The following is a 26934-nucleotide window of genomic DNA, read 5'->3' as shown; positions in this document are numbered from 1 at the left end:
GGTCTTTCACTTGTCGCCGCCCTTCCACTCCAGCTCCCTGGCGTTATCCAGCGCTCCCTTCACGCTGCAGGCGGCATCGTGCTGGTCGGCAGAGCAGCTTTCTTCATCCTCGATCTCGTCGCGCATGTAGCCCTGTAGGTACACGCCAGTGGCGTCGCGGAGAGTGCGAAGGGCTTCGAGTTCGGCGTATAGACCGGCAGGGATGCGGCTCACCTGGGCAGGCTGCGGGGCCGTGTAGAGTGGTCGGCAATGCGCCATCGACTCCTTCTCGCCCTGGTTGAATGGCTGGCATGCCATGTGCACAAGGCTTTGCGATACGTCCCAATATGCCACCGGAGCCTGCCCCTCTTCCGGCGCCCCAGCTTCCTCCAGCTCATAGACGCCGTACCCTTTCAGTTCCAACTGTTTGAGCAGGCCAAGACCGGTATCGATGTAGTCGCCACCACCGGCCTTGCTGGCGATGCTCATTGCCTCACCGAGCCGCCAGGCACCCTGGTTGTCCGGCTGGTACTGGTAGGTGTACGCACGGCAGGTACCTGGCACGTCGTAGGCCTTGCCGTAGATGCCCAGCTTGTAGATCGATACGGAATCACTCATGACCCACCCCCTGGCCAATGAAGTGAACCGGACGCACACACAGAATCCCTTCCGACAGTTCGATACCGATGGTTCCCTTGACGATCTGGCGGCATTGTTCGGATGCAGTGGACTGATCCTGATGCTGGTACCAGCCGGTAACGGTGCGAGCGAGATTCGCAGTGCCGGTTATCACCGAGAGCACCACCAGCACCCACACCGCCCAGGAAGGAACCTGAATGAGCATGTATTTCTTCGGTCTGGTCACAGTTGAGTCTCCTGCTTTTTCAGGTCGCGCAGCAGCGCCCGGTAATGGGCGGTGATCTGCTTGAGTTCGTCGATGGTGTATTTGCGGGGACGGTGATCGGCTTCCAGCGCTTCCACAGCCTCGAGGCCGATACGCTCGATCAGGCCAGCACGGAAGCCGTTGCGCACCGATTCACCCTTGCGGGCGTACTTGGCTGAGCCACCGTTGCAGCCTTTGCACTGCAGCCAGATGTTGTTCTCTTCCAAGCGCAGTTCTGGCCGCGCGCCCTTGCTGAGAAAGTGGCCACCGTCCCATGCGCCGCCTGTTTTCCAGCCCTGGGCGGCTTCGATCTCTGCCTGGCTCTTTCCGCAACTGATGCAGCCGCTACCGATCGACAGCTCATAAACCCGGCGGTACGCCTGCACGGCACTGGTGGCTTCCTGCACGTAATCGCCATGGCTTCTCAGCTTTTCCCGGCGTTCCTTGATCTCGCGACGCTCGCGCTGATCGATGGCCATGCGCGCCTTCTTCTGGTTGGCAGGCTGATCAGCGATCGCCAGGCCGCACTGCCAGCAGCAGACCTTCTGGCCGATCTTGGGCGTGAATTTCACGTCGCAGGCTGGGTTGTCGCACTTGCGCTGGCGGGGCTTGCGCTCGGCAATGCCGCTGGCCTTGGCCTTCAGCGGCGTCTTGCGCTTCAGTTCGGTGCGCTTCATACAGAGGCCTCCCACAGGTGCTTCTGCCCCTGGTTTGGCGTCTCCACTCGCGGCCGGCTTGGGCAGTTCCAACTGCCGCCCCCGCGCACACCGACTAGCTTCCAGCCGCTGCCGCGCAGGCTTGCACCTGGCTCGCTGGCCAGCACATAGGTGATCAGTCGGCGGTACCCGAGCGCTTTGGCAGCCCGCCAGGCGGCGCCATACAGCATCGAGCATCCATTGCGCACGCCGTCGGTGCAGCAGCGGGTAACCTCAAGAGTCGCGCCGTCATCCATGTGGCGCGCGACAGGGCGACCAATGATCGCCACGCCAACAATCTGGTCGCCGACAGCAAGGCCAATGCTGAATTTGTGTCCCTGCACACGACCGTGGTGCCGGTGGTGCCGCTCAACGAAAGAGTTCGCCTCGGCGAGGGTCATGGGCACGATGTTCACTGCTCACGCTCCCCAGGCATCAGGCCGGTCATGTTCTCGATCGCTTCTTCAGTGAGGCCTGGCCAGTAATTCTCGATCAGGTGCTGGCAGATGCCGCGCCAGAACTCCTTGAAGCGCTCTTCGGTCATGTAGTCGAAGGCGATCGACTCAGGTACCTGGCGCATTACGCGGCCCAGGTCGGGAATGTCGAAGGCTTCGAACGAGCAGCACACGCCGGCGTCGAGTTGCAGTTTCTTGATGGTGGTGTGGGCGTCGAGGCCCTGGAACTTGTCGACCTGCTCGGCGACCACCCGGCCGAGGGCGTGCACCAGACGGTGAAACTTCACGTTGCGCGCTTGCTTGATCTCGCAGCGGACCTGATCGCCAATGCGATACTGGCGCTCGCGGCACAGGTACTGGTCAATGCTGCTGTCAGGGCAGAAGCCAGCGATCAGTTCGCCAGTCTGCGGGTCCATCAGTTTGCGCAAGCGCATATATATCGGGCGCTGGGCACGCGCCTGGCGCTTCTTCTTGGCCTCTGGTGTCTCGGCCTTTGGTGTTGTGGCTGTCGCTGCCTTACCCATGGCGCACCCCCTGCTGATCTGTGTTCAGGGCAGGCTGATCCCAGCCATAGGCACGGTTGAAACACAGCGGGTCCATGCGCATATACGGGACTTCGCCGATGCTCACCGGCTCTACCTGGCCGCGAATGTCGTAGAACTGGTCGCCGATTTTGGTTAGTACGTGGGCGCTGTCGTACCAAGGTTCGGCATCAGGGAATGCCTGCTTCAGCAGCAGATAGACCCGGAAACAGCCTCCATTCAGGCCGTACCTGGCCATATCCGGGTGCACGTCGCGCAGGGCGGCGATGAATGCGAGGACGTCAGCCATTGGCAATGTCCCTCGCATGCATGGCCATGGCTTCGTCGATACTCGCGCGAAGGTTCATGCCGCGGCGCTCGGTCTTATAGCTTTCGCCGAACTCATTACGGTCATTGGTGACGATGCAGCCGCTGTCGAGACGGGCCTTGTCCAGTTGCAGCCGGCCGATCACCGCAGCAATCTCGCCAGGCAACTGCTGCATGAACGTCAGGGTGCAGTCAGGCGAAACAGCAGCACCACACGCAGTTGCGCAGTCGCTGATGACCATGCGAAGGGCCATCACCTCGTCCAGCAGCGACAGGATGTTCTGCGCTTCGCTCAGGCACTGGTACTCTTCGATCTGCGCCGGCAGCATCGCGGCCTCTTCGGCGGTGAAGTCTTCGCCGTGCGCATCGCGGAGCATGATCAACGCCAGTTCGCGCAGGCGCTGTTGCTGTTCTGCGTTCACTGGTCCACCTCCTGCACAAGGGCGATGATGCTTTCCACACCCTTGGCGAAGCTGGCAGGCTTGCACTGCATGCACTGGCGCAGCCGGTCGACCAGTTGAGGTCTGCCGCCCTGCAATTCGAGCAGCAGGCGACCATCGCGAACGATATCGAGCGCGTGCTTGCGACCTTCGAGGTAGCCGACGCGGTCGAAGTGTCCAATCTGCGCAATCATGTTCACCGCACACCTCCCCGGCCGATCACGGCCAAACGCCCGTCGGCCACCAGCACACGGCGATGGCCACGGATCAGAATCAGTTGGTCACCCTCACGCGCTACGCAGTAGTTGCGGGAGAGCAGGAAATCGACGGACTCCCGCAGATCGCTCTGCAGGCGGCGCTCAAGCTTCATGGCTGTCACCTCGACGGATGCGGAGCTTGGCCAGCAACTGCTGGCGGGCCTGTTCTCCGGTGAGTTTGTCCAGGCCCTGCACGCGCATGACGCGCTGTACGAACCGTTCGCCGCGGCGCTCGGCCTGCTCTGGCGTCAGTTCGCGGCCTTCGCTCTGGTCTTCGATGCCCTGGCGCGGCGGCTCCAGCGGCAGGCCGAGCGATTCACGGCGGCGCAGCTGGTAGTACGCATGGTCGAAACGCTTGCGCAGGGTTTCTTCGGGAATGCTGCTGCAGCGCAGGTTGAACCAGCCGACAGCACTGCCAGCCAGGCGCACAGCCTCATGGCTCCAGTTGTGTCGGCCAGGGTTCGCGCAGTGGCGCACCACCTCACGCCAGGCGATATCGTCGGCGGGAAAGCCCAGATCCTCGGCAGTCGGCGTGCACAGCTTCACGAACTTGCCGACACTGGGCGCGAAGTCGGTTTCGAGTGCGCGGCAGGCTTCGATGCCGTAACGCAGCTGGTCGATGGTGTTGATCCCCGAGCGCATAAACCCTTTCACCCAGGAACGCTTGGCGCGGTTCTCTGCGGCATCGTTCGGCCAAGCCTGGCGCCACGCCGGGAAAATACTCTTCAGCTCGTCGAACAGTTTGTTGACGATCAGCGCAGTCTCGGCGTTCGGCTTCTTGGCCACGTTGTCGCGGACCTGCTCAGCAGGCAGGTTGGGCAAAGTCTTCAGCACATCGGTCGCGGTTTTCATACACCGTCGTCCTCTTCGATCCAGCGCGTATTGTTCGAATTACTCTTCGCGGCACCGCCGCGGCCTCTTTCAACCAGCCTCGCTTGCGAAGTCCGCATCCAGCGCTGCCAGGTGGCCTTCCAGTCAGCCATTGGCTTGCCGTTGCCCTTCCAGTAGTCGAGGAACTGCTCCAGCTCCCAATCCAGATTCACGTCGGGCGCCTTCTCCTTCGCCCAATCCAGCATTTCGATCGTCACCACGAACGGCAGCGGCAGCGGCTTCTTCGGCTTGGCGCGTGCGCCTTCCGCCTTGGCCTTCGCTGCCGGCTTCTTCGCCGTCTGCCCCTGTGACTGGTCACCAAGGGGGGCTATAGGGGGTTCTATTCCCTGTCCCTCTCCCTCTCTATTCCCTGTCCCTCTCTTAGCCGTGTCAGGTGCGTGACATGTCACCGTGACAGGTCCGTGACTTGTCACGCCTGAGTCCGGCAACTCCAGTGCGGCGAATGCCTCGCGCAGCGCCTTGGTCGGCGTGTTGTACGGCAGCACCTGGCCGGCCTCGCGCAGCGCTGCGAACATCTGCGCCCGGTCTTGCCGCTCCTTTTCCTTGCGCTTGTTCTCGCTCTCCTTCGCCGCCCGGTGCTCGACTCGCTGCGCCCAGGCGTCGATCGCTTTCTCAGCGACAACGGGGTGATACAGGCGCCCGTCTGCGCACTTCACGAACCCTCGCAGCGCGCCATCGCGCACCTTCTTCCAACTCTTCAGGTCACGGCCGAACCCTGCATAAGCAGCCAGGGCCTGCTCGGCATCCGGCAGAGAACCGGCCGGTACCTGATTCCAACTTGCGCACCACAGCAGCACCGCGGCGCGGAACTCGTCACCGCTCGCCTCGATCGCCAGGTCGCTGTCACGTAGCCGGTTCACATCCAGCGGCATGAACGGCAACCCGCGAAGATCAACGTCAGCAGGCACCAGCGGCGCCGGCAGATCAGTGGCTGTCATCAGCACCCTCGGCAGCCAGGTAGTCGGTGACGATTTGCACTGTCGCTTGTTCGGGCGTAATGCCCTTGCTGCGCGCGTAGTGCTCAAGCCTGATGCGCTGCACCGCAGGCATTTCCGCCATCGACTCGCGCGCCAGATCGTCGATCTGTTCCGGTGTTGGTGTTGTCATGCCCATAAGGGCCTCCCGAGGGCCTTCAGGCCGCTGCACTGGTTGCTTTACGCTCTTCCTCGTCGAGCCAACGCTCGACGATTTCCCGCACCAGCACCGCGCGGCGTTTCCGCTGCTTGCGGCACTGGTCCTCGATGCGATCGAGGGTTTCATCGTCGAAACGCGCCTTGATTTCGTTGTGCTTCACCGGGGGAAACATGCAGAACTCCTTACGCCACCTCTTGGGCTGGCACCTGATCCATGAACCTTTCTGGGTACAAGATCTGGAGTTCTGTCAGTTCGCCGCCGAATACCAGGCACAGCTTCTCGGCCAGCCCCGGCGAAGCGGTTTGTTTGCCGCGCTCAATACGGGAGAGGTTCCCGGTATCCAGGCTGCAGTTGATTTCGTGCAAACGGTCGACGACGTGCTGCAGACGCCATCCACGCTGCTTGCGTGCTTTTCGCAAAGGGGACATGCAACACCTCCTAGGTGGTCTCCTGAAAATATTCTGCTCTATAAGCAGATTGCACGGCAAGCAGAATCTGCGCAACAAGCTTTGTCGTCTGCGCTGGACTCAAGGAAAATTGGCGTATGAAGATTGGCGCAACTATTCGAGCTGCACGCAAAGCGAAGAAATGGACGCTGGAACGTCTCGCCCATGAAGCGGGTACTGACACCGGCAACCTTTCTCGCTTGGAGCGTGATATGCAGGGGGCAAACAAGGATCTCTTAGAGAGAATCCTGCAGCTCCTTGATATCTCTTTAAGCGGATCTCAGGGCTTCGACACGAATGTCAGCGAGGCCCTGCACGTTAAAGGACGAGTCCCACTGATCTCTTGGGTTCAGGCCGGCTGCTGGAGTGAAGTGTCTGATATCTACGCGGTTGGCGACGCCGAAGAATGGCTGCCCTGCCCCGCAGCCCATGGGCCGCGGACCTTCGCCCTCCGGGTGCGCGGACTATCCATGTACAACCCGAGCGAACGCCACTCCTTCAACGATGGCGATATCATCTTTGTCGACCCGGATCGGGATGCGATTCACAAGTCCCTGATCGTGGCCAAGCTCACCGACACCCAGGAAGCCACCTTCAAACAGTTGCTTATTGAGGGTAGCCAGCGATTCCTTATGGCCCTGAATCCGTCCTGGCCAGATCGCATATTCGCCATCAACGGCAATGCAGAGATCTGCGGTGTCGCGATCGCCAAGCATGAGCCTCTGATCTAGCCCCCACCACTAACCGCACAAACCAAGCCCGCCATTGAGCGGGCTTTTTTTTGCGACCTTTCGATTTTCTGCTCTTGACACAGATTTGAGTCTGCTCATAATGCAAACCATAAATCTGCTCTTTAAGCAGAATTTGCGAGGTCTAGAATGTATCTGCATCCCGAAAAGATCAACAGCGCACAGCCGCTTCCGTATCCGGGTCTGCCGGAGCGTGAGGCAATCCGCAAGCGTGCACTGGGCATCATGCAGCGCCAGGTGCTGAACGAACTGCAGCAGGGCGAACCAAAGCTTTGCCACGCCTTCACCCAGTTCTGCACCGATCGCTTCGATGAAGCCACCAGCTATGCCCTGTGCGTCTCCCGCATCGTTGGCGACAAGGCCGAGCAAAAGAAGGCCGACAAGCTGGTCACCGAGCATGTCGAGAAGTGCCGCCCGCTGTTCGTGGCCGAAGAAGTCGAGCGCCGCATCATCGGCGCCAAGTTCGAAGCACTGGGTCTGCCGCAATGATCCGCAGCGATGCTTGGCGCCGGAACCTCGACCCGCGCGATCCCAACTACCTCGACCCGCTCACTGATGAAGAGCTGGCCGAGCAAGAGGATGACAAAGCCTGGCTGGCAGAGTGCCGCGAGCAGGATGCGGAGGTGGCTTATGTCTAAGGCAGCCAACTACCGCGCCCCCGCTACTGGTCAGTTCATTTCTGAAAAGACCGCGAAGCACCTTGACCTGATGTTCATGGCCGAGGACTTCAAGCGCTGGGCTCTCCAAGCATCTGCAGCCGGCCGCAAGGACGAAGCACGCGATATGGCTCGTCGTCACAGCGAACTGAAGCGTGAAGCCCAGGCAGCACTTCGTGATTCCGAGGTGGCTTATGTCTGACTGGCAGAAGACCAAGGCCCAACTCCTTATCGCCCAGGCGATCGGCAAGCTTTTGCTAGCAGCCAATCAACCGATCCTGATTCAGGCCATGGCCAAGGAATACGCCGACGGCATGAACCAGCTGGCCTATGCCACTGGCCTGATCAGCGATGCCGAGTTCGACGACTACCAGGCTCATCTGATCGTCATCGGCAAGCGCCAAGGATTGCTGCCGACCACGCCGAGCGATTCGGAAAAAGCCAAACCGGCGAATCCGATCGATACCTCGGCATGGCCGCCCTGCAACCCAGCGTGCGACCCGGAGTTAAACGGCAGCAAGAGTCGGCACTGCATGTGTGAGCCGGCGAAAACGGCCATGGCGGAACAGGGGATCAACCATGCCTAGCCCTTTCACAGGCCGCTGCTTTGCCGATGCGTTCGCCCGCGCCACTGCCGCCGGCGTGACCGATATCCGACAGATCAAGCGAACCGTCCGCCGTAACGGCACCTGGTTCATCACCTGCGAGGTGCCGGCATGAGCCGTTTCACGAAAGAAACCCTGCGCGCCGCCGCTGTGTGGCTCGCCATCTGGGGCGCAGCACTGGCAGCAGCACTGATCAAGTACGGAGTACCGCCCGCATGACAACAACAGCCACAGCACCGGACAGCCTGATCCGCCTGCCCGAAGTGCTGAAAAGAACCGGCCTTTCCCGCGCCTCGGTGTATCGGCTGATGGATGCCGGCGACTTCCCGGCCAAGCGGAAGCTGATGGGTACAGGGCGCAGCTCTCCCATCTGCTTCTCGGCCAACGAAGTGCAGGCCTGGATCAACAAGCGCATGAACCCCGCCAACGACGGCGAAGAACAGTAGGACGGCAACCATGGCAACTCAGGACAAAGTCGCGCCGAAGATGGCGTTGTGGGAATCGGTGAAGACCACCGACAAGGCGTTTACCAAGACCCAGGATCTGGAGGGCCGCCCGGTCACCAGCATCAACGGCATGTATGTCGTTCAGCGCGCCACCGAGACTTTCGGCCCGATCGGCAAGGGCTGGGGCTACGAGATCCTTGTGGATCGCTTCGACCAGGGCGCGCCGATCAGAGACAAGAAGTCGGGCGAAGTGATCGCCCATGAGCAGATGCACACCATCCTGCTCAAGCTCTGGTACGTGCATGGCGGCAAGCGGAACAACGTCACTCAATACGGGCACACCCCGTTCGTCCGCAGCAGCCAGTGGGGTGCCTACACCGACTTCGATGCCCCGAAGAAGAGCCTCACCGACGCCATCAAGAAGTGCCTGAGCCTGATCGGCTTCTGCGCTGATGTGCATATGGGCATGTTCGAGGACGAGATCTACCTCCAAGGCCTTGAGCTGAAGAAGCGCCTGGAGGAAGCCGGCGAAGACGGCAAGCAGGAGGTCATGAATGAGGCCAAGGCTGATTTCCGCGCATGGGTTGAAACCCAGATCGAAGTGATTGCCGCCACCAACAACCAGCGCTCGCTGGAAGCCATGCGCAAAACCATCTGCGAGAAGGCTCGCGAGAAAGCAAAGGTCGTGAACTACGACCCCGCCGACGTAGAGCACCGCATCAACGAGGCCGCCGACGAGCGCCTGCAATTCCTCAACGACAAGTACCCGGCCGGTAAGTAACCCCGCCCACCACGGAGAAGCAGACATGACCATCATGAACGACGTGAACATCGAAACCGGCACCGTGAACATTGCCGTTTTCAACCAAACCGACGCTGCCCTGGCTGCACTGCGCGAGAAGTATCAGGTTGTGCCTGATGCCAACACCGAAGAAGGCTATGCCTTCGTGAAGGAAGGCATCAAGGAACTGACCGGCTTACGCACCCGCCTCGAGGCAGTCCGCAAAGAGGTGAAAGAACCCTACCTGCAGGCAGGACGGATCATCGACACCGAAGCCAAGCGTATCACCGTCGAACTCACCACCCTGGAAGAGCCGATGAAGGTCGCGAAGAAAGAGGTAGATGACCGTGTCGAGCGCGAGCGCCAGGAGCGTATCGCCCGCCTGCAGGAAAAGGTCGACGCCATCAAGGCCATGCCTGGCCAGGTGCGCGGCAAGGGCAGCGAGGAGATCGAATCCATGCTTGATCGCGTCGGCGAGATCGACGTCATGCACGACTACTTCGACCTCACCCGCGAAGCCGTAGCGGCCAAAGACGCAGCGATGAACGAACTGACCCAGATGCTGGGCGAGCGCTTGGAGTTCGAGGTAAACGAGAAGGCACGCCTGCAGGCTGAAGCAGAACGCGCCGAACTGCAACGCCAACTCAAGGCACAGCAGGAAGAGAACGATCGCATCCTGCGCGAGCAGCAAGCCGAAATGCAGCGCCAGCAGGACGAGATTAAGCGTCAGCAGCAGGAAATGCAGCGTCAGCAAGACGAAATGCGCCAGCAGCGTGAAGCGCTGGAGCGTGCCCAGGCCGCCCTGCAACAGCCAGCACCTGCCGCCGAAGTCGCCCAGGTCGAAGCGCCAACCGAAGTGGTCGCAGCAAAACCGGCTCCTGCAACCAGCAAGGCCAAGCCCGACAACCGCCCATGGCACGCAGTGGTTACCGATAAGTCCGCACTGATCGCCGCGATCGCCGCCGGCTTCGGCACTGAGGATCTGCTGATCGTCGACCAGGCCGCTCTCGACAGCCTGGCCAACGACAAGCGCAACGGTCTGGAACTGCCTGGCGTCGTCGCCCAGCCGGTACCGGCCACCCACGCCGCCTAACCCGAAACCCTGAATAAACGACCGCGCCGGGCCATCCGGCGTGGGTTGGGGTTCCTACACCCTGGAGCACGCGAAATGACTCAGAACATCAACGTATTCGATTTTGAAACCACTGGCATTCCGGATTGGAAACAACCGAGCGAAGCCGGCCACCAGCCGCATATCGTCGAAGTCGCAGCCCTGCTCTGCGACGCCGAAGGCAACATCATCGACCGCTATCAAGCGATCGTCCGCCCGAACGGCTGGGAAATCTCGCCGGAGATGACCGAGATCCATGGCATCAGCCAGGAACAGGCCATGGACGAGGGTATTCCGGAGATCGAAGCGCTCGAAGGCTTCCTGGCCATTCACGCCCGCGCCAGCATACGCGCCGCCCACAACGCCACTTTCGACGATCGCATCGCGCGCATCGCCATTGCCCGCTACCACGGCAAAGACCTGGCCGATTCCTTCAAGGAATCCACCACCAAGTTCTGCACCTGCTACGAGTCGCGCCCCGTGCTGAACCTGCCCGGCAAGAAGCTGCCCAGCCTGGCCGAGGCCTACAAGCACTTCACTGGCGAAGACCTGGTGGAAGCCCACCGCGCCATGCCCGATGCCCTTGCCTGCGCTCGCGTGTACTTCGCCCTGATGGGCGTGGCCATGCCGGCCGCTGCTTGAGGCCGACGCCATGATCGACCCTCGCGCCAACAGCCCAGAACGCATTGTGCCGCCGGCTCCGCTGCCAGTAGTGAGCCGTCGCCGGCTGCTCAAGATCAAGGATGCCTTCCCCATCCCCACCTCCTGCAACTGCTGCAACGGCGACCGCGTGCGCCTGGTGGAGAACTCCGAGATCTACAACGGCAAGTCCTTCGGTGACTGGCCCTATGCCTATCTGTGCATGGATTGCTTCGCCTACGTCGGCCTGCATCCGGGTACCGATCTGCCGCTGGGCACGCTGGCCAACAAACCACTGCGCAATGCCCGCAACAGCAGCAAGGGCGTTTTCAACCGCATCTGGCGCGAGGGCCACATGACCCGTGACGGGGCCTATGCCTGGCTGACCCGCCAGCTCGGCATCCAGGCATCCGAATGCCACTTCGGCCTGTTCGATATCGAGCGCTGCCACCGCGCCAGAACCGTATGCGAGCAGTTCATGGCCACCACCGGCCGCCGCAAGGCCTGAACCCAGGAGATCGCCATGCACCACGAAACAACACTCAACCTGCCGTCCCCGTCATCCAAGGAAGCCGAGCGTGAATGGCTCGCTGACCGAGTGGCCGAGTTCCAGGCCCGGGGCGCGCAGGCAATTGAAGCACCGATCGAGAAGCGTCCGCTGGTTAGTGGCCAGTGGACTGCTCCCGGCATGACGATCATCACCGAGGCCCGCCGTCATGAGCAGGCCGCGAAAGCCCACCGCAAGGCAGGCGGTCGCCCCATCGGTGCCGTTGTCGTTGATAGCCCCGCCCTGATCGAGCGCGCCCGCGCCATGGCCGGCCTGGGCGTATCCAAGTACGCCGCCTCCCGCGCACTCGAAATTGGCACCGCGCGCCTTGAGCGCATGGGCAAAAAGCACGGTTTCGAGTTCGCCACCAAATCCCCTAAAGCCGCTTGAGGAAACAGCCATGTGGTTCCGTAGCCTACTGATTTACCGCATCACACAAGCCATCGACCTGGCTGCCGAAGCGCTGGAAGTCGCTCTGGCCAGCAAGCCCGCCCGCCCCTGCGAAAGCCAGGAGCTGACCACCTATGGTTTCGCAGCGCCGCTCGGCAAGGGCGATGACGCGCCCCTGGTGCACGCGGTCGAAGGCATGTTGTTGATCAGCGCCCGCAAAGAAGAGCGCATGTTGCCTGGCTCCGTGGTGCGCGACGCACTCAAGGATAAGGTCGACGAGATCGAAGCGACCCAGATGCGCAAGGTCTACAAGAAGGAACGCGACCAGTTGAAGGACGAGATCGTGCAGGCCTTCCTGCCGCGCGCGTTCATCCGCAAGTCGAGCACCTTCGCAGCGATCGACCCGGTCGCCGGCCTGATCTACGTCGATGCCAGTTCACCGAAGCGCGCCGAGGATCTGCTGTCGACCCTGCGCGAGGCGATCGGCTCGCTGCCGGTACGCCCCATCACCGTCAAGATCGCCCCTACCGCCACCCTGACCGACTGGCTCAAGCAGCAGAGCGCGGCCGAAGGCTTCTTCGTGCTGGATGAATGCGACCTGCGCGACACCCACGCCGAGGGAGGCAGCATCGCCGCCAAGCATCAGGATCTGACCAGCGAAGAGATCCAGTTGCACCTCTCCACCGGCAAGCTGGCCACCAAGCTATCCCTGGCCTGGCGGGACAAGCTGAATTTCATCATCGACGACAAACTGCAGATCAAGCGCCTGCGCTTCGAAGACCTGCTGACCGATCAGGCCGCGCAGGACGGCGGCGATGACGCCCTCTCCCAGCAGTCCGCCAGCTTCTTCCTGATGATGCGCACCTTCCGCGAGTTCGTGCCCGAACTGCTCACCGCCCTGGGCGGCGAAGAAGTGCCCACCGGTATCTGACCAGCCAGCAGCGAACAGGAAAATCACCATGCCAATCCGTCACAGCATCATCCACCTGATCGACAAGAAGCCCGACGGCAGCCCTTCTGTGCTGCATGTGCGCGACTGTGAACTGCCAGACTCGCAGGCACGCGACAACCTGCTGACCGATCTGAACGAAGCCTACAACGCCAAGCCCGGCAAGGCCTGGGGTCTGTTCCATGAAGAGTCCGGCGCCTACCCGCTCAGCGGCTGGCTGCGCGATTACCTCGATGGCAAGCAGGACTTCGTCGCCTTCAGCTGTGTGGCCGTCGAACACCTGCAGAAGCTGATGGAGGAATCCAACCTCACCGTTGGCGGCCACGCCATGTTCACTCACTACCAGCAAGGCATGACCGACTACCTGGCCATCGCCCTGCTGCATCACAGCGATGGCGTGACGATCACCGAAGACCTCGAGGTTGTGCCAGCCAAGCACCTCGACCTGACCCAACTGCACCTGGCCGCACGCATCAACCTGAGCGAGTGGCGCAACAACCCGAACTCGCGCCAGTACATTTCGTTCCTCAAGGGCAAGGGTGGTCGCCGCGTCTACGACTACTTCCGCGACTTCATCGGTTGCCAGGAAGGAATCGACGCCCCTGGCGAAACCCGCACCCTGCTCAAGGCGTTCAGCGACTTCGTGGAAAGCGAGGATCTGCCGGAAGAGTCCGCCCGCGAGAAGACCAACACCCTGGTGGGCTACGCCACCAGTCAGGCCAAGCTGGGCGAGCCGATCAGCCTGGAAGAACTGGCCGCATTGGTAGACGAGGATCGCCCGGCCGCCTTCTACGACTTCATCCGCAATAAAGACTACGGCATGTCACCGGTATTTCCGGCAGACAAGCGCACCCTGACCCAGTTCAAGCGCTTCACCGGCCGCACCGACGGCTTGTCGATCAGCTTCGACGCCGGTCTGTTGGGCAACAAGGTCGAGTTTGACCAGGCGCGTAACCAACTGGTGATTCATCAGGTACCGCAGCAACTGGCCGACCAAATAAAACGCGCAGGGGCTTCGGCATGACCGTCTGCTACGAGAAGTTCCTGCAGCAGAAAGTGCGCCTGGCTGAGCCGCAAGGCTTCGAGGTCGACCCGTCTGCCTTCCATGAACTGCTCAAGCCCCACCAGCGCGCCATCGCTGCATGGATGGTTCGCCAGGGCCGCGCGGCGTGCTTCGCCGCGTTCGGCCTGGGCAAGTCGATGATCCAACTGGAAGTGGTGCGCGTCACCCGCCAGCTGGCCGGTGGCTATGCGCTGATCACCCTGCCGCTCGGCGTGCGCCAGGAGTTCGTCCGCGACGCCGCCAAGCTGGGTATCACGGTGAAATTCATTCGCCGCTTCGAAGAGGTGGAGGACGAGCAGACCATCTACCTGACCAACTACGAGACAGTCCGCGACGGCAAGCTAGATCCTCGCCTGTTCAGCGTGGCCAGCCTCGACGAGGCGAGTTGTCTGCGCGGGTTCGGCGGGTCGAAGACCTTCCGAGAGTTCATGGCGCTGTTCGCCGGCGACGATCGCGCCAACGGCGTCCGCACTGAGGGTGTCCGGTACCGGTACGTGGCCACGGCCACACCGAGCCCGAACGAATACATCGAAATGCTCGCCTACTCGGCCTTCCTGGGTGTGATGGATGTTGGCCAGGCCAAGACCCGTTTCTTCAAGCGCAACAGCGAGCACGCCGACCAGCTCACCATCCACGCCCACAAAGAAGCCGAGTTCTGGATGTGGGTCGCGTCCTGGGGGATTTTCGTTCAGCGCCCGAGCGACCTGGGTTTCAGTGACGAAGGCTACGACCTGCCAGAGCTCGACATTCGCTGGCATGAGGTGCCATCCGACCATTCCAACGCCGGCCACGAACGCAACGGCCAGGGCCGCCTGCTGCGTAACACCGCCATCGGCGTACAGGACGCCGCAGCCGAGAAGCGCGAAAGCCTGACCGCCCGCGTCGCCAAGATGCTGGAACTGCGCGCCGAGGATCCAGACGCCCACCGCATCATCTGGCACGACCTCGAGGCCGAGCGCCACGCGATCGAGAAAGCCATTCCCTCTGTCGTCAGCGTGTACGGCTCGCAGGATATCAACGAGCGCGAGAACGCGATCATCGACTTCAGCGACGGCAAGTTTCCCGAACTCGCCGCCAAGCCCGTCATCGCCGGCAGCGGCTGCAACTTCCAGCGCCACTGTTCCTGGGCCATCTACCTGGGAATCGGCTTCAAGTTCAACGACTTCATCCAATCCATTCACCGCCTGCACCGCTTCCTGCAGCTCGGCCGCGTGCGAATCGACCTGATCTACACCGAGGCCGAGCGCGACATTCGCCGTCAGTTGGAAAGGAAGTGGCAGCAGCACAACACCATGGTTCAGCGCATGACCGAGATTATCAAGAAGTACGGCCTGTCAGTGGCCGCCATGGCTCAGCAGCTCACCCGCGCCATGGGCGTCGAGCGCGTCGAGATCACCGGCCAGAACTATCGCATCGTGAACAACGATTGCGTCGACGAGGCTCGCCGCCTTGCCGACAACAGCATTCACCTGACCGTCACCAGCATCCCCTTCAGCACCCAATACGAGTACTCGCCCAACTACGCCGACTTTGGCCACACCGACAGCAACGAACATTTCTTCGAGCAGATGGACTACCTGACGCCCGAACTGCTGCGCGCCACCGTGCCCGGGCGCCTGGCCTTAATCCATGTGAAAGACCGCATCGTGCCAGGTGGCATGACCGGCCTGGGCTTCCAGACCGTGTACCCCTTCCACATGAAAGTGGTCGAGCACTTCACCAAGCACGGCTGGGGATACATGGGCATGAAGACCATCGTCACCGACGTGGTGCGCGAAAACGCCCAGACCTACCGCCTCAGTTGGACCGAGCAATGCAAAGACGGCACGAAGATGGGCGTCGGCATGCCCGAATACCTGCTGATCTTCCGCAAGCCACCGACCGACACCAGCAACGCCTACGGCGATATCCCGGTGGTAAAGGCCAAGCCTCTGTGCATCGACGAAAACGGCCAGATCGTGCCCTTCGCCATGGACAAGAAGCTGACCGTAACCCGTGGCAACGGCTACAGCCGCGCCCGCTGGCAGCTCGACGCCCACGGCTTCACCCGCAGCAACGGCAATCGCCCGCTGACCGAAGCCGACTTCGAAGGCATCGCGCATGACGTGATGTTCAAGCTCTACCGCGACTACAGCCTGTCCACCGTCTACGACTTCGAGCACCACGTCACCATCGGCGAATCGTTGGAAGTCTCCGGCAAGCTGCCGACCGGCTTCATGCTGCTGCCTCCGCAGTCCTGGCACCCGGATGTGTGGACCGACGTTGCCCGCATGCGCACGCTGAACGCCGAGCAGTACAGCAAGGGCCAGGAAATGCACCTCTGCCCCCTGCAGTTCGACATTGTCGACCGCGCCATCGTCCAGTACTCGATGGAGGGCGAAACCGTCTACGACCCCTTCGGCGGGATCATGACGGTACCCGTCCGCGCGCTGAAGCTGAAACGCAAAGCGATCGCCTCCGAACTGAACCCCCGCTATTTCCTCGACGGCGCCGGCTACTGCAAAGGCGCAGAGGAAGACATGGCCATGCCCGACCTCTTCGCCCTGCTCGATGCCGAGCAGCAGGACGATATCGCCAAGGAATCCGCCGAATGACTTCCCTGAACCAATCAGCAGCGATCGACTTCTCGACCCAGTACGGCCTGCACCTGAGCGAGGATGACGACGCGATCATCGTCGACCTGTTCGCCGGCGGCGGTGGCGCCAGCACTGGTCTGGAGCAAGGGCTTGGCCGCCAGGTGGCGATCGCCATCAACCACAATCCGGCGGCGATCAGCATGCACACCGCCAATCATCCTCACGCCGAACACTATCAAACCGACGTGTGGGGCGTTGATCCCCTGGAAAGCACCGGCGGCAACGTGGTCGGCTGGCTGCACGCATCGCCGGACTGCCGCCATTTCAGCCAGGCAGTTGGCGGCCAGCCGCGCAAGAAAGAGATCCGTGATCTGTCCTGGGTAGTGAAGAAGTGGGCAGGCAAGCTTCGCCGCCAGGGCAAAGGCCCTTGGGTGATCAGCCTGGAGAACGTCAAGCAGATCCTCCAGTGGGGTCGCCTGATTGCAAAGCGTGATCGCGACACCGGGCGCGTTGTGAAACTCGACGGCTCCATTGCCGCAGTCGGTGAGCGCGTTCCGCGACATGAGCAGTTCCTCGTGCCCGATCCGCAAGACAAGGGCCGTATCTGGCGCCGCTTCGTCCGTGAGCTGGAAGGCCTCGGCTACCACGTCCAGTGGTGGATCGAACGCAACTGCGATTATGGCGACCCCACCACCCGCCAGCGCCTGTACCTGATCGCTACCGCCGAAGGCCTGGAACCAGTGCGCCCGGTTGAATCGCACGCGAAGAAGCCGGGCAAAGGCCAGAAGGCCTATCGCACCGCGGCGGACTGCATCGACTGGAGCGACCTGGGCACCTCGATCCGCAACCGTAAACGTCCACTGGCCGAAGCTACGAACCGTCGCATTGCTCTCGGCATCAAGAAGGAAGTCATCGAACGCGCACAGCCATTCATCGTACCGATCGCCAACTGGTCGACCGAGACGGTGCACGCCGTCGACAAGCCGCTGAACACCATCACCGCGTGGCCGAAAGGCGGTCACTTCGCATTGGCCATGCCCCACCTGGTCAAATTCCGTTTCGATGCAGCAGGCCTGCCAGTTGACCAGCCGATGCCGACCATCACCAGTGGCGGCGACTACAAGCGACCGGCCGGCGCCGCCCATGCACTTGGCCTGGCCAGCGCTTCGCTGATTCAGGTTGGCTATGGCGAGCGAGACGGTCAGGCGCCGCGCGTGCCTGGCCTGGACAAGCCGCTTGGCACAGTCGTAGCCGGTGGCGGCAAGCACGCGCTGGCAACTGCATTTCTGGCCCAGGCCAACGGTGGCTACAACACCATGCACAGCCGCCCTGCAGATGCCCCAGTCAGCACCATCACCAACCGCGGAAGCCAGCAGCAGCTCGTCGCCGCCAATCTGGTGCAACTGCGCGCCAACTGCGATTCGCGCCCGGCAGACGAGCCTCTGCGCACGCTGAGTGCTGGCGGCCAGCACCACGGCCTGGTCGCTGCAGATCTGCTGAGTGGAACGCTCACCGAAGAACAACTGGAAGGCGCCCTGTGGTGCTCCGCGTTCCTGATGCGCTACCACTCAACTGGAGGCCAGTGGGCTGCTTGCGATTCACCTCTGACCACCATCACCACCAAGGATCGCCTGGCCCTGGTCACCGTCTGGATCAGTGGCGATCCCTACGTGATCGTCGATATCCGCCTGCGCATGCTCAAGCCTCGCGAGTTGTACCGCGCTCAGGGCTTCCCCGACAGCTACATCATCGAGCATGGCCACGATGGCCGCCGCTTCAGTCAGTCTGATCAGGTGCACATGTGCGGCAACAGCGTCAGCCCTGGAACCATGGCGGCATTCGCGCGCGCCAACGATCCATGGCGCCGCCGGCGCGAACGCAAGACTGCCGGCCATGAAGCCAAGGCATTGCAGCCATGAAACGCCGCAAGCCCAACAACCCGCGCGCCCGGCTGGAGCGATCCTGCCGGGCCATCCTGAGCAGCAACCACGTTGCCGTCGTCTGCATCAGCCCGTCGGGCTGGCAGGGGATGGTCAATTGGAAGTTGGCCAAACGCATTCCGCCTGGCCGCCAGGTGGCCAACGCCCTGTGCGATATCCCGCACCGCTGGACGATCTACGTAGCGGGCCTGTGCCTGGATCAGTCGGGTAATCGATACATGAAGAGCATCGAGGCCATGCCCGATGGAAACTACCTGGCCGCGCACCTGACTGACGTGATCGAAACATGCGTGCTCGACCAGCGCGCCACCTGCAACCCGCGCCACCTTATCGGCTCTGGCTGGATCGCTATTCCTGCCCAGGTATCCCTGACCGAAGACCAGGCCTACCGGATCTTCGATCTGGTCGGCGCCTGGAATCAGGTCAAGCAGGTGAGCGCATGAACCTAATCGTCAGCGCCCCGGTTGCGCTCTTCGCTCAAGAGAATCTTGAAGCGGTGAAACGCCACCAGATGCCCACCGCCCTTGTTGCGCCAGGCCTCATGCGCGCTTCTGTACATGCTTTCAACCTCGACCATCACGCGCCGGTATCGCTCGACTTCGAGCACCAGCCGGCGCATTTCCGGGTTCTCGGCCCAGATCTTTCGCAGTTCGCCCTTCGTGACCGGGCGGAAGTCAGGGAGTCTGTAGTTCATGGCAGAGTACTGGATATAAAAACAGTATTCTTGCACGCACCTGGCAATCCGTCATCGGCTCCCGATGCACGGCACGCGCTCAACACCCCTACCGACTGCCGCGAAACCGGTCGACGCATCGGCGTATGCCCGTGCCCGCGGTGCAAAAAAAATGACGGAGCCAAGTTGCAACCCCGCCATGGTTCGTCACTCGTCCATGATCATGAAATGGCAGGTCTCCCCTCCCTGACCTTGGCCGATTACAAGACCAACACCATCGACCTCAACAATCGATCCGATGAAGTTTCCGCTCATGTCGTAGAACTCGTCACCGTCCACGCGGTAGATAAGCTTGCCGTTACTTCTGACAAACTCGTCTTCATCAATACGCCCTATAAGTGGCGCGCTTGGGCCTCTGCCCTGATAGACGTTATACCGTCCCGCGCTGTAATCCTTAGCCATAGAACCCTCCTAAACCGGCCCCATGCCGGCAATCCGACACTACCCCACAACCACCCACCTCGCCAACGGGAGGTATCACCGTGCGCGCTCATACGCTCGACCAAATGATTGTTGAACTGCATCGCTGCCTTCGTGAAGCCAGGGCGCTCCGGAAGCTGCAGAAGAAGGAACCCACCAAGCGCCACCCGCGCGAGTCGGGGTCTCTGCGCCGCGCATCCATGGATCTGACGCGCAAGCTCGCAGACCTGCGCCAGAACCGCTGAAACCAGCCCGGCCGGACTTCCCTGCCCGATGCCACCGGCCAGGCCAGACATCGATTATCCCACACCGTGAGGTGAACCATGAACGAACAGGAAAAAACGAATGCACCGCGAACTGAGTTCGTGCGTGAAGACCGCTATATCGTGATCAAGCGGAGCGACCTGAAAGCAGCACCTATCTACCTGCAGGTGGAGCTGTCGCTTGCTATTGAGAAGTTGGCAGAACATTTACCAGGCCGCGAGTGCCTGGTTATCGAGAGCGACTGGCCGGAGTACCCGGTAGCCTGGCAGATGATCGAATCGCGCATGAATGGCGGCGCAGTTGTAAACCAGCAGGTTACTACTCCCTTCTGCCTGTGGAAGCGCGAGCAGGATAGCGGTTTCTACGAAACCGGCTGTGGCCAGACTTGGCACTTCACCGACGGCACCACGCCCGAGGAAAACAGCGCCTATTTCTGCCACCACTGCGGCAAAAGCCTGGAGGTGCAGCGGTTGATCGCCTACCAAGTTGGCGACAACGACATCGTTGCTGCCTACGACCCGTCCGGCGCGATCGAGGTGCTGTGCACCTACAACGGCTACGAGCTCGACGAGTTCACCGTCAATGAGGTGGTCGCTGTCAGTGACGCTCTGCTCGATTCTACAGAGGCCTTCGACCAAGACGAAGGCAAGACCGTCCCCCTCGAAAAGACCCTGCGCCAGGAACTGGACGAGCTCACCGAGCCTGCCTACCTGCATGGGTGGGAGTAAGCCATGAATACCCCAGCCCATAACACCTGCTGCACCTGCGGTTACACCTGGCTGCATGGCCAAAACGGCAGCCACAGTTGCACCGCCAACCTAGTCACCCAGTTGCAGGCGCTCAGCAAGATCACGCTCTCCACTGAGCGCGCCGGCCGCGTCTACGTCGCCGGCCCAATGACCGGCTACGAAGATTTCAACTTCCCCGCCTTCAATGCAGAGGCCGAGCGCCTGCGCGCCGCTGGCTGGCATGTTGAAAACCCGGCAGACCATGGCCACGTCGACGGTGGCGAGTGGGCCGACTACCTGCGCTATGACATTTGGCGCCTGGCCACCTGTGAAGCTATCCACCTGCTGCCAGGCTGGCAGAAGAGTCGGGGCGCCAAACTCGAAGTGCACATCGCCAAGTCACTTGGCATGAAGATCCGCTACGCCCACGGTGCCGAGCCCGCCGCCGACCTGATGATCGACCAAGGCGCTGACTTCCTAATGATGCAACTGGCGGCCGAGCCGAAGCCAGACCCTGTCGAGGTATTCCTCGACGAGATCCGCGCCGAACTGAAGCGCGCCCGGGCAAAGTTCCCCGGCGACCGCATCATGGGCCTGGCCCTGGCGGAAGAGTTCGGCGAGCTGATCAAGGCCATGCTCGACGAGCCGGCGGCGAACGTCCGCAAGGAAGCGATTCAGACCGCCGTGATGGCCGCCCGCGTGGTGCTCGATGGCGACGGCTCAGTGAAAGAGTGGCGCGCCCAGCAGGGCCTCGACCAGATCGGAGCTCGACATGCATAAGCCCATCACCTCCACCGTCATGAACTGCGCCCTTCAGGCCGTGATCTGGCAGCCCTATCTCGACGATCGCGGCCCTGGCGAGCCGGCCATTCTGGTAGAGCGCGACGCCAGCGGCCTGCTGGTCCTTACCCAGGAAGGCCGCCAGTTGCTGATACAGACCGAGACCCTGCCTGCCTTGGTCAAGGAACTGAAACGCTTATCTACCGGAGGTCAGGTATGAAGATCGAATCTACTACCGTCACCAAGCTGCTGATCACTGACCTTATGGGCGAACCCTACAAGCTCGACCCGGTTACCGTGTTCATCGAAGACCTTGGCGTGCGCGCCGAGAACGAAGGCCGCAAGTCACGCCAGGGCAAGATCACTATCGAATGCTACGGCGAGTCCTGGGCGACGTACTGGGGCAGCATGGGCGACCGCACTGTGGCGCAGTTCGTGGCCGACGAGAGCGTCGACTATGTGGTTTGCTGCCTGCGGCGAGGGGTTGGCCTGGAACCAACGGTTTTCTCTGGCGAGGCGTTGGCGAAAGCCGTGCGCAAGATAGCCGTTGGCTGCCGGCGAGGGCGTGAAGCCTGGCGCTACGAATGCGGCCACCTTGACCAAGACGAGGCACGCCGAATCTACGACGACGCGGAATGCCTGCAGCAGTTCGAAAGTCCTGAGTCGCTGATGCACAGCCGCGAGGCTGACGAGGTGCTGACAGCCCTGTTCGGTAGCGAATGGCATTACGCGGTATCTGATCATGCCTTTGCACCCAACCCGCGCTACGAATACCTGACTCGCGTCGTCTCCGCTGTTCGTGACGCATTACAGGGGCTGGAGCAGAAACAGGAGGCGGCATGAACCACCAACCCAAGGCCGGCCGCTGCCGCGCCTGCACCAAGCTCTGGGAGGACTGCAGCGCTTTGCCGTTCGAGACGATGCCTATCCATCGCCAGGATGGTACTGACGCGATCGTGATCTGCACCGAGTACGTCAAGGGTGCCAATGTGGTGCCCTCGAAGTCACCCGCAACTGCACCGCACCGGATCTACCTGAGCGGACCGATGACGGGGCTGCCCGACTTCAACTATCCAGCATTCAACGCCGAGGCCGCCCGCTTGCGCGCCCTCGGCTATCACGTCGAGAACCCAGCCGAGAACCCGCCCCAGGATAGCTGGGAGGCATACATGGCCGTGTGCATCCCACAGATGGCTAACTGCGACACGATCGCCCTGCTGCCAGGCTGGTCGGAGTCGCGTGGCGCATTGCGGGAACGGCAGGAGGCGGTACGCCTCGGCATGACGATCACACCAGCGGCGAAGATCATCGCCAGGAGAGTGCACCATGAGCATGTCACAGTCCCACGCAGTGAAACTGATCAACGCCCAGGCGGCCGGTATCACGTTGGCGCGAGCGGTTGAGTTGCTGGATAGAGCTCGGCGCTACGTCGGCCAAACGAGCAGCGTGCGCGCCATTGATCTAAGCAAGGAAATTCTCGACTTCATCGATCAATACCGGCAGACAGTTGATTCCGACGATAGTCCGCAGACATAGCTGCCTGCAATGCCCAATCTAGCTAGGGGTTGCATATTTCATGATGGCGATAGGCTGGTATCCCAAGACGGGAACTGAGCATTTTTTCTGCCACTCGGAAAAAACGCTGCTCAGCGCGTTATACCAATTAGAGAGACAAGCCTAGGGAGCAGTTATGGAATCGCGCGAAGGACTACTGATCAGCATCATCGATACAGCGACCGTGGCGACAGTCGCGTTTGACCAGATCGATATGCTGGTAGCAGATCTGCTCGCTGGCGGGGACATGCGCCAGATCTGCAGCAGAATCCTCTACACCACGGGTGATGCCCGTGGTGCGGTGCAACACGAACGCCGGCTGGCGGAAGATCAACAGAGCGAGGTGGGCTGAGCCTTGCGGCTCGCCTACCGCTTGTCAGAAAAGGAGGCAGGAAAAAACGAAATGGTATGCCTATTGGTATGCCTGAAAATTAGAACAACCGAAAAAAGCTTATAGAACATACGGTTGGAAAAGACGTTAGAATCCTGTCTCTGACCAAATCAAAAACCCGCCTTAATCGGCGGGTTTTTTATTGCCTTCGCTTTGTCGGTAGCGCCTTTCAGCTCAGAAAAGCCACCACCTGCTCGGCATCGAATGGCCAGTTCAGCTCGCTTCCACTGTCGCAGCGGCGCAGCACCGGAATGCGCAGACCGTACTGCTCGACCATCCCTTCGTGCTCGGCGATATCGATCAACTCGACCAGCAGCCCATTCTCGACGAATGGCATGAGCAGCCCCTCGGCCACCTCGCAAAGATGGCAGCCCAGGGTTCCGAAAAGTTGGCATTCAGGCGTCATGAGCGCACCTCACTATCAGCAAGGTGTGCAGTTTAGCATCGGCCTGAATCAGCTCGCGTCAGCTCCCTTGTTGCCCGCCTGACCGGCAAGCAGCGACTGCAAGCCGTCGAGCAGGCTGCGGTTGAGGCTGTCGGCCTTTTCCAGGCGCGGCAGATCGAAGCGCTCGTCGAGCGAGAAGCCACCCTTGAGCAGCTCCTTGAGCATACCGCCAGCGTCCTGCGCGAGATCACCGGCACTGCGCAGCGCATCGAGCAGGCCCTGAGCATATTCCTGCAGCCCGGCATTGACCGCACTGGCACCCTGCCCAGCCACGGCGCCATAGGCATCGGTGGCCTGGCGCACGCTGGTCTGCGTCAGGCGCAGCGACATCGAAGCCAGTTGCTCACCGTCCATATCCAGCGCCATGGCACGGTCGAAGGCACCTGCCAGATCACCAGCGTAGAACTTGTCGGAGAGATCCTGCACCTGACTGAAAAGCTTCTCCAACGCTTTGATCTCGTCGTCGTCCAGCTCACCCTCGACATCCACCTGCCAGCCACCGATGCGCAGGCTGCCAGACTGACTACTGCCCACCACAGTGGTGGCCTTACCGTCGCTGGAAGCGGCGAAACTGCTCTGCGACCAGCTGGCCGAGGCCTGCGCCACGGAAATGCGCAGGCGATCACCATCGCGGGTCGTGACGGACAGGTCGAAGGTCTCCGCCAACGCACTGAAACGCTCGCTGTAACCGGCCACCGCAACATTGTCCGAGGCACCCGGGGCAGCGCTGCCGAAGCGTTTGTCGAGATCGCCGAAGCCATCCTGAATACGCTTGTAGGTATCGTCTATATCGCTGGCCACCTGCCCCTTGAGCACGCCCATGCCATCGAGAATCTTGCGCGCCTCGGCAAAGCCCTTCTCGACTCCATCACGCGCCTGGGACAGCAGCTTGTCCAACTTGGCCGGATCAGCGCCAGCAGCGGCCTCGCTCTGCAGACGCTGCTCGATGAAGCCCAAAATCCGCCCCGCCACTTTCTCCGGGGTGTATTCATCACGTGACCCAGACAGCGAGCCCGGCGGCACACCGAGCTTCTCGGCGAGGCGATTGGCCAAGGTGGCCTGGGCATCGGCGGCATTACTGCGCGCCGCCAAAGCCTGGCCGGCTTGCGCAGTGCGGGAAGCAGGGGAATTCAGTGAGCTCAGAGGATTCATGACTGGGTACCCAAACAGGTTATCTGCCGAACTTAACGGCCGTTGAAAGGCAAGCTTTAACCTTTATCGACCAACGGTTGTCGATTTTTCTCAGCTCGTTTGTGCTCCGGCGAGATTTTCCCGATCGATGGCCAAACCCAGAAAAACCCTGACAACCGCGATCTAGAGGCCGCCCTCACCTACGCTCCAACCGCGCTCAAAGCCCCGCGAGACTAAAGTCTTACAGTCGACTCGCTATCGAGATGCTTTATTTCATCGCGCCGTAACTGGCCGGTCACATCGTGGCCGACCTGCTAATAACAACGAGGAGACAACAATAATGAGTAAAACTCCCCTCGCCCGCGCCGTGGCCCTCGCCACGCTGGGCGCCAGCCTGACCATGCCGAGCCTGGCACAGGCTGACTTCATCGGCGACAGCAAAGCGACGCTGGAGCTGCGCAATTTCTATATGAATCGCGACCTGCGCGACACGACGGCTGCCCAGCAGTCCAAACGCGAGGAATGGGCACAGGGCTTCATCCTCAAGGCCGAGTCCGGCTTCACCGAAGGCACCGTTGGCTTTGGCCTGGACGCCTATGCCGGCCTGGGCCTGAAGCTCGACTCGTCTGATGAACGCGCCGGCACCGGCCTGCTGCCAAACGCTTTCGGCAACGAGGGGCCGGACGAATATTCCGAGCTCAGCGGCGCGGTCAAGGCACGCATTTCCAAGACCGTCGGCAAGGTCGGCGGGCTGATGCCCAAGCTGCCCATCGTCTCCTCCGGCGACTCGCGCCTGCTGCCGCAGGTGTTCACCGGCGGCATGATCACCTCGCAGGAAATCGACGGTCTGACGCTCAATGGCGGCCAACTGCGTGAAGTCAATCAACGCGCGTCCACCGACAGGGTGGATATCACCGCCACCAACGTCGGCGGCGAAAGCGACCGCTACAACTTCGCCGGCGGCGACTACAAGTTCAATGGCGGCAACACCACGGTCGGTGTGTGGTACGGCGAGCTGGAAGATATCTATGATCAGAAGCTGTACAACCTGATCCACGTGCAGCCGATCGGCGACTGGAAGCTGGGCGCCAACCTGGCCTACTTCGACTCCCAGGACAACGGCCGCAAACTCGGCGGCAAGCTGGATAACGACCTGACCTCGGTCAACCTCTGGGCCGGCATTGGTGCGCACACTTTCCGCGTGGGTTATCAGAAGGTCGGTGGCGACAATGCCTTCCCCTTCCTGACCGAGACCGATCCCTACATCGTCAACTACATCCAGATTCTCGACTTCACCCGCAAGGACGAGAAATCCTGGCAGGCACGTTATGACGTCAACTTCGCCAGCTATGGCATTCCGGGCCTGACGGCATTCGTCCGCTACGTGACCGGTGACGGCTTCGACGGCGTGGGTGGCGCAAGCGGCAAGGAATGGGAACGCGACGTGGATATCAGCTATATCATCCAGGAAGGCCCACTGAAGAACCTCGGCGTGCGCTGGCGTAACGCGATGGTGCGTTCCAACGCGAGCATTGGCGACCTGGATGAAAACCGTCTGATCGTCAGCTACACCATTCCGTTAATGTAAGGCCCACCAACGGAAAGAGAACGCCGCAACACCGGTATCGGGTTGCGGCGTTTCTTTATCGCCGCGGAAAACAGCCAGGGTCATTTCTCGGCTAGGCTCTAGCCAGCGCGGAGGACGACTCGATGGACAACTACCAACCCTTGGCCTGTGATCTCTACGACTATCTGGAGATCGCCTGCATGCACCGCTATCAACTGGATATCGAACTGGTCGACGGCTCGACCCTACTGGGCCAGGCCTTGACCACCGAAACCACGGCGAGCAAGGAAGAGTTTCTGCTGGTGCGCACGGCCGACGGCGAGCTGCGCCTGCGCATGGACCGCCTGCTGGCGATCACCCCACAGGATGCAGGCGCCAGTTTTGGTCGAGTGCTGTTGAGCGGCAATCGCTGCTGATCGCAGGGCGTCGCGGTGCGCACGA

Annotated in this window: 44 protein-coding genes; 26 read left to right on the top strand and 18 right to left on the bottom strand. The window is 61.5% G+C overall.

Going from position 1 to position 26934, the window contains the following annotated elements; translation table 11 throughout:
* Positions 1 to 6: 6 nt before the first annotated feature.
* From BM186_RS07315 to BM186_RS07260, 14 genes are read right to left on the bottom strand one after another with little or no spacing between them, the layout of a single operon-like run.
* Positions 7 to 597 carry a hypothetical protein gene (locus tag BM186_RS07315; RefSeq protein ID WP_074914184.1) on the bottom strand — a complete coding sequence of 197 codons (591 nt, stop codon included), beginning with the start codon at positions 595 to 597 and terminating at the stop codon, positions 7 to 9.
* Positions 590 to 844: a hypothetical protein gene (locus tag BM186_RS07310; RefSeq protein ID WP_139228003.1), complete on the bottom strand. Its 255-nt coding sequence runs from the start codon at positions 842 to 844 to the stop codon at positions 590 to 592. The genes BM186_RS07315 and BM186_RS07310 overlap by 8 nt, the downstream gene beginning before the upstream one ends.
* Positions 841 to 1539 (bottom strand): recombination protein NinG, encoded by a 699-nt coding sequence (locus BM186_RS07305; RefSeq protein ID WP_074914181.1) that lies wholly within the window; start codon positions 1537 to 1539, stop codon positions 841 to 843. Before BM186_RS07305 ends, BM186_RS07310 begins: the two co-directional genes overlap by 4 nt.
* On the bottom strand, positions 1536 to 1973 hold the full coding sequence (locus BM186_RS26830) for an XF1762 family protein (RefSeq protein ID WP_241519844.1): 438 nt from the start codon (positions 1971 to 1973) through the stop codon (positions 1536 to 1538). Before BM186_RS26830 ends, BM186_RS07305 begins: the two co-directional genes overlap by 4 nt.
* Complete coding sequence (locus BM186_RS07295; protein WP_083431573.1) at positions 1970 to 2536, bottom strand: hypothetical protein; 567 nt, start codon at positions 2534 to 2536, stop codon at positions 1970 to 1972. The genes BM186_RS26830 and BM186_RS07295 overlap by 4 nt, the downstream gene beginning before the upstream one ends.
* On the bottom strand, positions 2529 to 2843 hold the full coding sequence (locus BM186_RS07290) for a hypothetical protein (protein WP_074914177.1): 315 nt from the start codon (positions 2841 to 2843) through the stop codon (positions 2529 to 2531). Before BM186_RS07290 ends, BM186_RS07295 begins: the two co-directional genes overlap by 8 nt.
* A complete protein-coding gene (locus tag BM186_RS07285) occupies positions 2836 to 3282 on the bottom strand; it encodes a hypothetical protein (RefSeq protein ID WP_074914176.1) in 447 nt (148 codons plus the stop codon). The genes BM186_RS07290 and BM186_RS07285 overlap by 8 nt, the downstream gene beginning before the upstream one ends.
* Positions 3279 to 3494: a hypothetical protein gene (locus tag BM186_RS07280; RefSeq protein WP_099481803.1), complete on the bottom strand. Its 216-nt coding sequence runs from the start codon at positions 3492 to 3494 to the stop codon at positions 3279 to 3281. Before BM186_RS07280 ends, BM186_RS07285 begins: the two co-directional genes overlap by 4 nt.
* A 2-nt stretch (positions 3495 to 3496) precedes the next feature.
* Positions 3497 to 3670 (bottom strand): hypothetical protein, encoded by a 174-nt coding sequence (locus BM186_RS26595; protein WP_158234270.1) that lies wholly within the window; start codon positions 3668 to 3670, stop codon positions 3497 to 3499.
* Complete coding sequence (locus BM186_RS07275) at positions 3660 to 4409, bottom strand: replication protein P (RefSeq protein WP_074914172.1); 750 nt, start codon at positions 4407 to 4409, stop codon at positions 3660 to 3662. Before BM186_RS07275 ends, BM186_RS26595 begins: the two co-directional genes overlap by 11 nt.
* Positions 4406 to 5386: a DUF1376 domain-containing protein gene (locus tag BM186_RS26110; protein ID WP_083431572.1), complete on the bottom strand. Its 981-nt coding sequence runs from the start codon at positions 5384 to 5386 to the stop codon at positions 4406 to 4408. The genes BM186_RS07275 and BM186_RS26110 overlap by 4 nt, the downstream gene beginning before the upstream one ends.
* Positions 5373 to 5561, bottom strand: coding sequence for a hypothetical protein (locus tag BM186_RS07265; protein WP_074914171.1), 189 nt, complete (start codon positions 5559 to 5561; stop codon positions 5373 to 5375). The genes BM186_RS26110 and BM186_RS07265 overlap by 14 nt, the downstream gene beginning before the upstream one ends.
* 19 nt (positions 5562 to 5580) lie before the next feature.
* Positions 5581 to 5754 (bottom strand): hypothetical protein, encoded by a 174-nt coding sequence (locus tag BM186_RS26590; protein ID WP_158234269.1) that lies wholly within the window; start codon positions 5752 to 5754, stop codon positions 5581 to 5583.
* 10 nt (positions 5755 to 5764) lie between these two features.
* On the bottom strand, positions 5765 to 6010 hold the full coding sequence (locus BM186_RS07260) for a helix-turn-helix domain-containing protein (RefSeq protein ID WP_074914169.1): 246 nt from the start codon (positions 6008 to 6010) through the stop codon (positions 5765 to 5767).
* A 116-nt stretch (positions 6011 to 6126) separates the two neighbouring features.
* On the opposite strand from BM186_RS07260, the gene BM186_RS07255 reads away from it, so the two are divergent.
* From BM186_RS07255 to BM186_RS07185, 17 genes are all read left to right on the top strand, one after another.
* Entirely contained in the window at positions 6127 to 6759 is a 633-nt protein-coding gene (locus tag BM186_RS07255; protein ID WP_074914167.1) for a LexA family protein, read from the top strand.
* 147 nt (positions 6760 to 6906) lie between these two features.
* Positions 6907 to 7266: a hypothetical protein gene (locus tag BM186_RS07250; protein ID WP_074914166.1), complete on the top strand. Its 360-nt coding sequence runs from the start codon at positions 6907 to 6909 to the stop codon at positions 7264 to 7266.
* Positions 7263 to 7415 (top strand): hypothetical protein, encoded by a 153-nt coding sequence (locus tag BM186_RS26585; RefSeq protein WP_158234268.1) that lies wholly within the window; start codon positions 7263 to 7265, stop codon positions 7413 to 7415. Before BM186_RS07250 ends, BM186_RS26585 begins: the two co-directional genes overlap by 4 nt.
* On the top strand, positions 7408 to 7635 hold the full coding sequence (locus BM186_RS07245) for a hypothetical protein (RefSeq protein ID WP_074914165.1): 228 nt from the start codon (positions 7408 to 7410) through the stop codon (positions 7633 to 7635). Before BM186_RS26585 ends, BM186_RS07245 begins: the two co-directional genes overlap by 8 nt.
* On the top strand, positions 7628 to 8020 hold the full coding sequence (locus BM186_RS07240) for a hypothetical protein (RefSeq protein WP_074914163.1): 393 nt from the start codon (positions 7628 to 7630) through the stop codon (positions 8018 to 8020). Before BM186_RS07245 ends, BM186_RS07240 begins: the two co-directional genes overlap by 8 nt.
* The gene (locus BM186_RS26580; protein ID WP_158234267.1) at positions 8013 to 8153 is read left to right on the top strand and encodes a hypothetical protein; all 141 of its coding nucleotides are present in this window, start codon (positions 8013 to 8015) and stop codon (positions 8151 to 8153) included. Before BM186_RS07240 ends, BM186_RS26580 begins: the two co-directional genes overlap by 8 nt.
* A gap of 100 nt (positions 8154 to 8253) precedes the next feature.
* Entirely contained in the window at positions 8254 to 8484 is a 231-nt protein-coding gene (locus tag BM186_RS07235; RefSeq protein WP_074914158.1) for a helix-turn-helix transcriptional regulator, read from the top strand.
* Between the two features lie 10 nt (positions 8485 to 8494).
* Positions 8495 to 9265: a hypothetical protein gene (locus tag BM186_RS07230; RefSeq protein WP_170063943.1), complete on the top strand. Its 771-nt coding sequence runs from the start codon at positions 8495 to 8497 to the stop codon at positions 9263 to 9265.
* 25 nt (positions 9266 to 9290) lie between these two features.
* Positions 9291 to 10358 (top strand): DUF1351 domain-containing protein, encoded by a 1068-nt coding sequence (locus BM186_RS07225; protein ID WP_074914156.1) that lies wholly within the window; start codon positions 9291 to 9293, stop codon positions 10356 to 10358.
* A 75-nt stretch (positions 10359 to 10433) separates the two neighbouring features.
* Positions 10434 to 11018, top strand: a complete 585-nt coding sequence (locus tag BM186_RS07220) for a 3'-5' exonuclease (RefSeq protein WP_074914155.1) — start codon at positions 10434 to 10436, stop codon at positions 11016 to 11018.
* A gap of 10 nt (positions 11019 to 11028) precedes the next feature.
* Positions 11029 to 11523 carry a zinc-finger-containing protein gene (locus BM186_RS07215; protein ID WP_074914153.1) on the top strand — a complete coding sequence of 165 codons (495 nt, stop codon included), beginning with the start codon at positions 11029 to 11031 and terminating at the stop codon, positions 11521 to 11523.
* Between the two features lie 15 nt (positions 11524 to 11538).
* Positions 11539 to 11952 carry a hypothetical protein gene (locus BM186_RS07210; protein ID WP_074914152.1) on the top strand — a complete coding sequence of 138 codons (414 nt, stop codon included), beginning with the start codon at positions 11539 to 11541 and terminating at the stop codon, positions 11950 to 11952.
* Positions 11953 to 11962: 10 nt separating this feature from the next.
* Complete coding sequence (gene rdgC, locus BM186_RS07205; RefSeq protein ID WP_074914150.1) at positions 11963 to 12883, top strand: recombination-associated protein RdgC; 921 nt, start codon at positions 11963 to 11965, stop codon at positions 12881 to 12883.
* 28 nt (positions 12884 to 12911) lie between these two features.
* Complete coding sequence (yejK, locus tag BM186_RS07200) at positions 12912 to 13925, top strand: nucleoid-associated protein YejK (protein WP_074914149.1); 1014 nt, start codon at positions 12912 to 12914, stop codon at positions 13923 to 13925.
* Complete coding sequence (locus BM186_RS07195) at positions 13922 to 16558, top strand: DNA methyltransferase (RefSeq protein WP_074914147.1); 2637 nt, start codon at positions 13922 to 13924, stop codon at positions 16556 to 16558. The genes yejK and BM186_RS07195 overlap by 4 nt, the downstream gene beginning before the upstream one ends.
* Positions 16555 to 18459 (top strand): DNA cytosine methyltransferase, encoded by a 1905-nt coding sequence (locus BM186_RS07190; protein WP_074914146.1) that lies wholly within the window; start codon positions 16555 to 16557, stop codon positions 18457 to 18459. Before BM186_RS07195 ends, BM186_RS07190 begins: the two co-directional genes overlap by 4 nt.
* Positions 18456 to 18923, top strand: a complete 468-nt coding sequence (locus BM186_RS07185; protein ID WP_074914144.1) for a hypothetical protein — start codon at positions 18456 to 18458, stop codon at positions 18921 to 18923. Before BM186_RS07190 ends, BM186_RS07185 begins: the two co-directional genes overlap by 4 nt.
* A 2-nt stretch (positions 18924 to 18925) precedes the next feature.
* Here the strand turns inward: BM186_RS07185 and BM186_RS07180 are convergent, their stop codons facing one another.
* Positions 18926 to 19174, bottom strand: coding sequence for a hypothetical protein (locus BM186_RS07180; RefSeq protein ID WP_074914142.1), 249 nt, complete (start codon positions 19172 to 19174; stop codon positions 18926 to 18928).
* Between the two features lie 186 nt (positions 19175 to 19360).
* On the bottom strand, positions 19361 to 19615 hold the full coding sequence (locus BM186_RS07175; RefSeq protein ID WP_074914141.1) for a hypothetical protein: 255 nt from the start codon (positions 19613 to 19615) through the stop codon (positions 19361 to 19363).
* 80 nt (positions 19616 to 19695) lie between these two features.
* Between BM186_RS07175 and BM186_RS26250 the strand changes: the two genes are divergently transcribed.
* The 7 genes from BM186_RS26250 to BM186_RS07145 all read left to right on the top strand — a co-directional run bounded on the left by BM186_RS26250 (position 19696) and on the right by BM186_RS07145 (position 23311).
* The gene (locus BM186_RS26250) at positions 19696 to 19878 is read left to right on the top strand and encodes a hypothetical protein (RefSeq protein WP_139228002.1); all 183 of its coding nucleotides are present in this window, start codon (positions 19696 to 19698) and stop codon (positions 19876 to 19878) included.
* Positions 19879 to 19956: 78 nt separating this feature from the next.
* The gene (locus tag BM186_RS07170) at positions 19957 to 20625 is read left to right on the top strand and encodes a hypothetical protein (protein ID WP_074914139.1); all 669 of its coding nucleotides are present in this window, start codon (positions 19957 to 19959) and stop codon (positions 20623 to 20625) included.
* A gap of 3 nt (positions 20626 to 20628) precedes the next feature.
* Positions 20629 to 21405, top strand: a complete 777-nt coding sequence (locus tag BM186_RS26750) for a DUF4406 domain-containing protein (protein WP_074914138.1) — start codon at positions 20629 to 20631, stop codon at positions 21403 to 21405.
* Positions 21398 to 21625 (top strand): hypothetical protein, encoded by a 228-nt coding sequence (locus BM186_RS07160; RefSeq protein WP_074914136.1) that lies wholly within the window; start codon positions 21398 to 21400, stop codon positions 21623 to 21625. Before BM186_RS26750 ends, BM186_RS07160 begins: the two co-directional genes overlap by 8 nt.
* Positions 21622 to 22248, top strand: a complete 627-nt coding sequence (locus BM186_RS07155; protein ID WP_074914134.1) for a phiTE_072 family protein — start codon at positions 21622 to 21624, stop codon at positions 22246 to 22248. The genes BM186_RS07160 and BM186_RS07155 overlap by 4 nt, the downstream gene beginning before the upstream one ends.
* Positions 22245 to 22808 carry a DUF4406 domain-containing protein gene (locus tag BM186_RS07150; RefSeq protein ID WP_074914133.1) on the top strand — a complete coding sequence of 188 codons (564 nt, stop codon included), beginning with the start codon at positions 22245 to 22247 and terminating at the stop codon, positions 22806 to 22808. Before BM186_RS07155 ends, BM186_RS07150 begins: the two co-directional genes overlap by 4 nt.
* Positions 22809 to 23095: 287 nt before the next feature.
* A complete protein-coding gene (locus BM186_RS07145; protein WP_074914131.1) occupies positions 23096 to 23311 on the top strand; it encodes a hypothetical protein in 216 nt (71 codons plus the stop codon).
* A 208-nt stretch (positions 23312 to 23519) separates the two neighbouring features.
* Here BM186_RS07145 and BM186_RS07140 read toward each other — a convergent pair whose 3' ends face one another.
* On the bottom strand, positions 23520 to 23756 hold the full coding sequence (locus tag BM186_RS07140; RefSeq protein WP_074914130.1) for a glutaredoxin family protein: 237 nt from the start codon (positions 23754 to 23756) through the stop codon (positions 23520 to 23522).
* Between the two features lie 48 nt (positions 23757 to 23804).
* The gene (locus BM186_RS07135; RefSeq protein WP_074914128.1) at positions 23805 to 24947 is read right to left on the bottom strand and encodes a DUF5610 domain-containing protein; all 1143 of its coding nucleotides are present in this window, start codon (positions 24945 to 24947) and stop codon (positions 23805 to 23807) included.
* A gap of 319 nt (positions 24948 to 25266) precedes the next feature.
* Between BM186_RS07135 and BM186_RS07130 the strand changes: the two genes are divergently transcribed.
* The gene (locus tag BM186_RS07130) at positions 25267 to 26514 is read left to right on the top strand and encodes an OprD family porin (RefSeq protein ID WP_074914127.1); all 1248 of its coding nucleotides are present in this window, start codon (positions 25267 to 25269) and stop codon (positions 26512 to 26514) included.
* A gap of 122 nt (positions 26515 to 26636) precedes the next feature.
* Entirely contained in the window at positions 26637 to 26909 is a 273-nt protein-coding gene (locus BM186_RS07125) for a Rho-binding antiterminator (protein ID WP_074914126.1), read from the top strand.
* The last annotated feature ends 25 nt before the right edge of the window (positions 26910 to 26934 follow it).

This window comes from Ectopseudomonas toyotomiensis (assembly GCF_900115695.1).
Lineage (GTDB): Bacteria > Pseudomonadota > Gammaproteobacteria > Pseudomonadales > Pseudomonadaceae > Aquipseudomonas > Aquipseudomonas toyotomiensis.
This window is presented reverse-complemented; position numbering and strand designations above follow the sequence as displayed.